This is a genomic window from Allochromatium palmeri (assembly GCF_009720725.1).
GTDB lineage: Bacteria > Pseudomonadota > Gammaproteobacteria > Chromatiales > Chromatiaceae > Thermochromatium > Thermochromatium palmeri.
The window spans coordinates 1-4,312 of sequence record NZ_WNKT01000091.1; the positions used below are offsets into that span (position 1 = coordinate 1).

A 4,312-nucleotide genomic window follows, 5' to 3' on the forward strand; every position below is an offset into this window, starting at 1 on the left:
TGCCAAAATCTCGCCATTTTTCGCCCCTAAAGGCGCTCAAAAGGCGACTCTGCCCGTTAAGTCCGACAGGCTGCTAGTAGATGCTCACTGACCTGTATCAGCGCCTCGCCATGGTTAGCGCACGATTCCCGGGCTAGGCGACGACGATAGTCTGGCGTGTGCGTCTGTGGCGCAAGCAGCTCGCGCAAACTGTTGACGTAGCGGAGGCTGGTATCCCGTAACGTCTTGGCCGTCCATGTGAGGCCGCCGAACATCTGGCCGTGATCGATGAGCAGATAACGGTGTTTCCCCAGGCGCAGCAGGTTATCCAAGTGACGATCGGTATTCGCAATCCAATCATCAAAAGCCATAAATGAAATCAATTTATCGGTTTTACGAAGTTCGTCGACGAGGGGGTGCGAGGTATCCAGGGGTTCATCATGAACCTGAGAGAGCAGGAACCTGAGACTCGGTGCCGCCATATCCAGGGTGCACCAGCCCGGAATCGATTCACCCGGAACCGTGTCGGCCCAGGCCGGACACGCCGGCAGCGCGATCTTCGGCACAAAGATCACCGCCGCGTGTTGGGGCACAGGCAAGCCGATGGCCGCTGCGAGCAAGTGTCCGGTGATTTCGTTGACGAGACCATGATTGGACTCTGGATAGAACTTGACGTAGACCCGCCGGATCTCACCGTCGCTGAAACAGACCCGCGCCAAGTGACTGGCCTCAACTCCGGCCTCTGTTGTAGGTTCGAGATAGCTGCGATACGCGCCTTCAGTCAGCAGCTCGATCGCCATCCCTGGCCCTGAGTCGCAGTCGGTCGTATTTGCCGTTCGAGCTGGCAAGGCGTGTGGCAATCTGCTGAATGAGTTCGAGATCGATCTCGCTGAGCCGTCCCTCTTCAGCGGCGCGCACAATCTGCTCCAACGCGCGCCGGGCGCGTGGCGAGGTCTGCAAGAGCCGCTGATCGAGCGATGACGGTGTCGCGGTGGCGGCTGGCGTGTCTTCCTCGATGCCGTGAGGATGGTCCATCCAACCATGCGGCAAGCCGAGTTGCGCCTCGATCCGGCGGGCCACCTCGTCGCCCATCCGGCGCACACCATTCTTCATCTGGCTCACATGCGAAGAGGCGAGCTCCGTGCGCTCGGCAAACACCCGCAATGACGGGTAGCGACGCAAGAGCGTCTCAAGATTCTCGGTGCGGGCCTGTCGGACGTCCATAATCTCAGAATAGTAGCAGATTGCTAAGAAAGCGGCCTGTTGCAATCAGCTATTGTCAGATCAGTAGCATGTTGCTATCTTCTCGATCAGCCAGACCGGCAACACGACGGCCCGCGCGCGGCGCCGACCATCTGACCGAGGAGACCACGATGAACAACCGTGAGGGTTTGTCTGTTGGGACGATACTGGGGTGGGATCACGATTCTGGCCCTACTCGATACTGGGCGCTACCGCGTGCGCTACGCCTGTTGCGGGCGCGCCGGGATACTGACGCGCAAGCAGATCATCACGCGCCTCCATCGCCCCCAAACGCAGTGCCATGCCTGTGGCTGTCGTCGCCGGCGGGCCGTCTCGCGGTTCATTCAACACGATGACCTCCCGGAACATCCAGGCGAGCAGCCGCCCAGTGCCACCTGGCTGCTGGCCATCTACGCACGCGCTGAGGCCGCGGTTCGACGCCGGGCGCTTGACTGAGCCACTGTCCGGTTCGCGACCGCACCTGATGCGGTGCGCTCGATTTCTTCACGATTCGCGGAGAGTGGCATGGATGACGACGGTGTTGACCGGGGCGTGCAGTCCTCGCGTGTTCGAGCAGTTGATGCGGCGCTGGCCGCCGATCCGCCTGAGGGTCTGCTTCCTGTCGCCTTTCATGGCCAAACCCTCTTCATCGCCGAGCATGAGGGCGAACCCTTCACCCCGATGCGCCCGATCGTTGAGGGCATGGGCCATGCCTTTGAAGGTCACAAAAAGTGACCTAGCCCATGCCCTGGATTGTCTGGGGCCGACCTGAAACCGAAGCGTTGCGGACGGCCGCTGCAGCGGTCCACCCTGTACACTCACGGCTTTGTTCACATCTGAATCGGGCTTGCCATGTTGACGTCGCTGCTGGACCGTTTTGCCGAACACTTTCCCATTCCGACGATGGCGCGCGCGCTGTTGGAGCGTAGCTTTCACCCCGAGCAACTCGACGCGTGGTTCGAGCAGCAGGCCGAAGGGCAGTACACCCGGAAACTGCTGTTCTCGACGCTGTTCGAGCTGATGATGCAGGTGGTCACACGGCGTCAGCCGTCGGTGAACGCCGCCTATCAAGGGATGGGGGAGTCGATCCCGGTATCGCTGAAGGCCGTCTACGACAAGCTCAATGGGCTGGAACCGAAGGTGTCGGCGGGACTGGTCGGCTACAGCGCGCAGCAGGCGCGTGAGGTCATCGAGGCGCTGGGGGCGCCGCGCCCGGCGAAGCTGAAGGGCTACCGGATCAAGATCCTGGATGGCAACGCGCTGGGCGGGCGCGAGCGCCGCCTGGCCGAGACGCGTGGGAAGCGGGCCGCGCCGCTGCCGGGCAAGACACGGGCGGTGCTGGAGCCGGAGCTGGAACTGATCACGCACCTGATCGCCGAACCCGATGCCTATACCCAGGAGCGTGCCTTGCTGCCCGAACTCCAGGACGCCATCGAGGCGGGCGACCTGTGGATCATGGATCGTAATTTCTGTGTCGCCTCCTGGATCGCGACGCTGCATGCGCGCGAAGCGGCGGTGCTGGTGCGTGAGCATCAACAGATCCCCATCCGCCCGCTCGAACCGATGCGCCTGGTGGCCACCACCGAGTACGGCCAGCTGAGCGAGCAGCGCGTCACCCTTCCCGGCCTGACGAAAGACAGCCCGCGCATCGAGGTGCGCCGCGTGCGCCTGGACCTCAACATCCCGACGCGCGAGGGTGAAACGCGCCTGACGTTCTTGACCACACTGCCGCCTGAGGTGGCCGACGCCGTTGAGGTCGCCGCGCTCTACCGCGAGCGTTGGACGGTCGAAAAAGCCTTCTTGCATCTGACCACCCAGTTGCGCTGTGAACTCAAGACCCTGGCCTATCCCTCGGCCGCCCTGTTCGGCTTCGCCCAGGCCGTGGTCGCCTACAACGCCCTGGCCGTCATCCGCGCCGCCTTGCGCCGCACCTATGACGCGCACACCATCGACACCCAGGTCTCGGGCTACTACCTGGTCAATGAAATGGCGCGCGTCACCGACAGCCTCGACGCCCTCGTCGCTCCCGAGGAGTGGGCCGTGTTTCACACCTTCACCCCACAGGCCATGGCCGAGTGGCTGCTCTCGACCGCTGAGCATGTGCAGCTGGGCAAGTATCGCAAGCATTCACGCGGCCCCAAGAAACCCGCTCCGCCACGCACGCCTCAGTCCAAAAAGACGCACCTCTCCGTCGCACGCCTGCTGGCCCAGCGTCGCACAACCACGGCGACAGCCGACTGAGAGCACGGAATGAAAAGCCTTCGTCCGGTTACAAATCGTGACCTTCAAAGCCATGGCCAACATAGCCGCCAGCCCTTGAAAATCAGTGGAGAACCGCGAGCTGTTAGCGCTTTGCCACCATCTCCCCCGCATCCCATGTCCCAAGCATCCCAGCCCATTGATCTTGCGTTTGAAGCGTTTCTGAAGGAGTTGCCACCCGAGTACGCGGAGATGGCGTATGCGTTCAAGGCGTTCGCGCGCCCGCGCAAGGTCAAGACGCCGGCGCACCTGCTGCAAATCGTGATGCTGTATTGTGGGTTGGATCAGGCGCTGCGAACCACCGCCGGGAGCTTCACGTTGCTGGAGGAGCGGATCACGGATACCGCGATCCTCCAGCGTTTACGGGCCTGTGGCCCCTGGCTGAAGGCGTTGCTAAAGGCGATGTTGCCCTCCACGAAGACCGCGTTAACCGCGTTGCGGTTGCTGATCGTCGATGGGTCCTCGCTGCAAGGACCGGGCGCCAAGGGAACGGACTACCGAGTGCATTTGGCGCTGGATTTAACCCATATGACCGTGCACGCGGTGGACGTGACGGGGGTCGATGGCGGGGAAAGCCTGACGCGCTACCCGTGGCAGGCCGGCGACATCGGGCTGGTGGATCGGGGCTACAATCAACCGCGCGTGATTCTCGACCTGTTCGCGCGTGGCGTCGGGGTGATCGTGCGCTTGAACCCAACGGCGATGCCGTTGTTTGTCCGCATCACTCGATGCGGAGGCGTTCGATCCCACGGCCGCGCGCTTGGATGTCGCGGCGCATCTGCGCGCCCAATCCAGCGACACGGTCAGTCTTGCGGTCTGGTTGCGCGCGCAG

At 62.8% G+C, this 4,312-nt stretch carries 6 protein-coding genes; 4 read left to right on the plus strand and 2 right to left on the minus strand.

The window, feature by feature from the left end; genetic code table 11:
- Window positions 1-56: 56 nt before the first annotated feature.
- Entirely contained in the window at window positions 57-779 is a 723-nt protein-coding gene (locus GJ668_RS19265; protein WP_155451710.1) for a HipA family kinase, read from the minus strand.
- Entirely contained in the window at window positions 757-1,203 is a 447-nt protein-coding gene (locus GJ668_RS19270; RefSeq protein WP_155451711.1) for a hypothetical protein, read from the minus strand. Before GJ668_RS19270 ends, GJ668_RS19265 begins: the two co-directional genes overlap by 23 nt.
- Window positions 1,204-1,377: 174 nt before the next feature.
- On the opposite strand from GJ668_RS19270, the gene GJ668_RS19275 reads away from it, so the two are divergent.
- The 4 genes from GJ668_RS19275 to GJ668_RS19290 all read left to right on the plus strand — a co-directional run.
- A complete protein-coding gene (locus tag GJ668_RS19275; RefSeq protein WP_155451712.1) occupies window positions 1,378-1,677 on the plus strand; it encodes a hypothetical protein in 300 nt (99 codons plus the stop codon).
- Between the two features lie 69 nt (window positions 1,678-1,746).
- The gene (locus GJ668_RS19280; protein ID WP_155451713.1) at window positions 1,747-1,956 is read left to right on the plus strand and encodes a hypothetical protein; all 210 of its coding nucleotides are present in this window, start codon (window positions 1,747-1,749) and stop codon (window positions 1,954-1,956) included.
- A gap of 117 nt (window positions 1,957-2,073) precedes the next feature.
- Entirely contained in the window at window positions 2,074-3,462 is a 1,389-nt protein-coding gene (locus GJ668_RS19285; protein ID WP_155451714.1) for a transposase, read from the plus strand.
- Between the two features lie 135 nt (window positions 3,463-3,597).
- Window positions 3,598-4,312, plus strand: a 715-nt coding sequence (locus GJ668_RS19290; protein WP_222930828.1) for a hypothetical protein, incomplete at its 3' end; no start/stop codon positions are given.

What these genes read in the sequence shown, in the direction of transcription:
- GJ668_RS19265 (WP_155451710.1), bottom strand. Translation starts at nt 779, where the DNA reads ATGGCGATCGAGCTGCTGACTGAAGGCGCGTATCGCAGCTATCTCGAA.
- GJ668_RS19270 (WP_155451711.1), bottom strand. Translation starts at nt 1,203, where the DNA reads ATGGACGTCCGACAGGCCCGCACCGAGAATCTTGAGACGCTCTTGCGT.
- GJ668_RS19280 (WP_155451713.1), top strand. Translation starts at nt 1,747, where the DNA reads ATGGATGACGACGGTGTTGACCGGGGCGTGCAGTCCTCGCGTGTTCGA.
- GJ668_RS19285 (WP_155451714.1), top strand. Translation starts at nt 2,074, where the DNA reads ATGTTGACGTCGCTGCTGGACCGTTTTGCCGAACACTTTCCCATTCCG.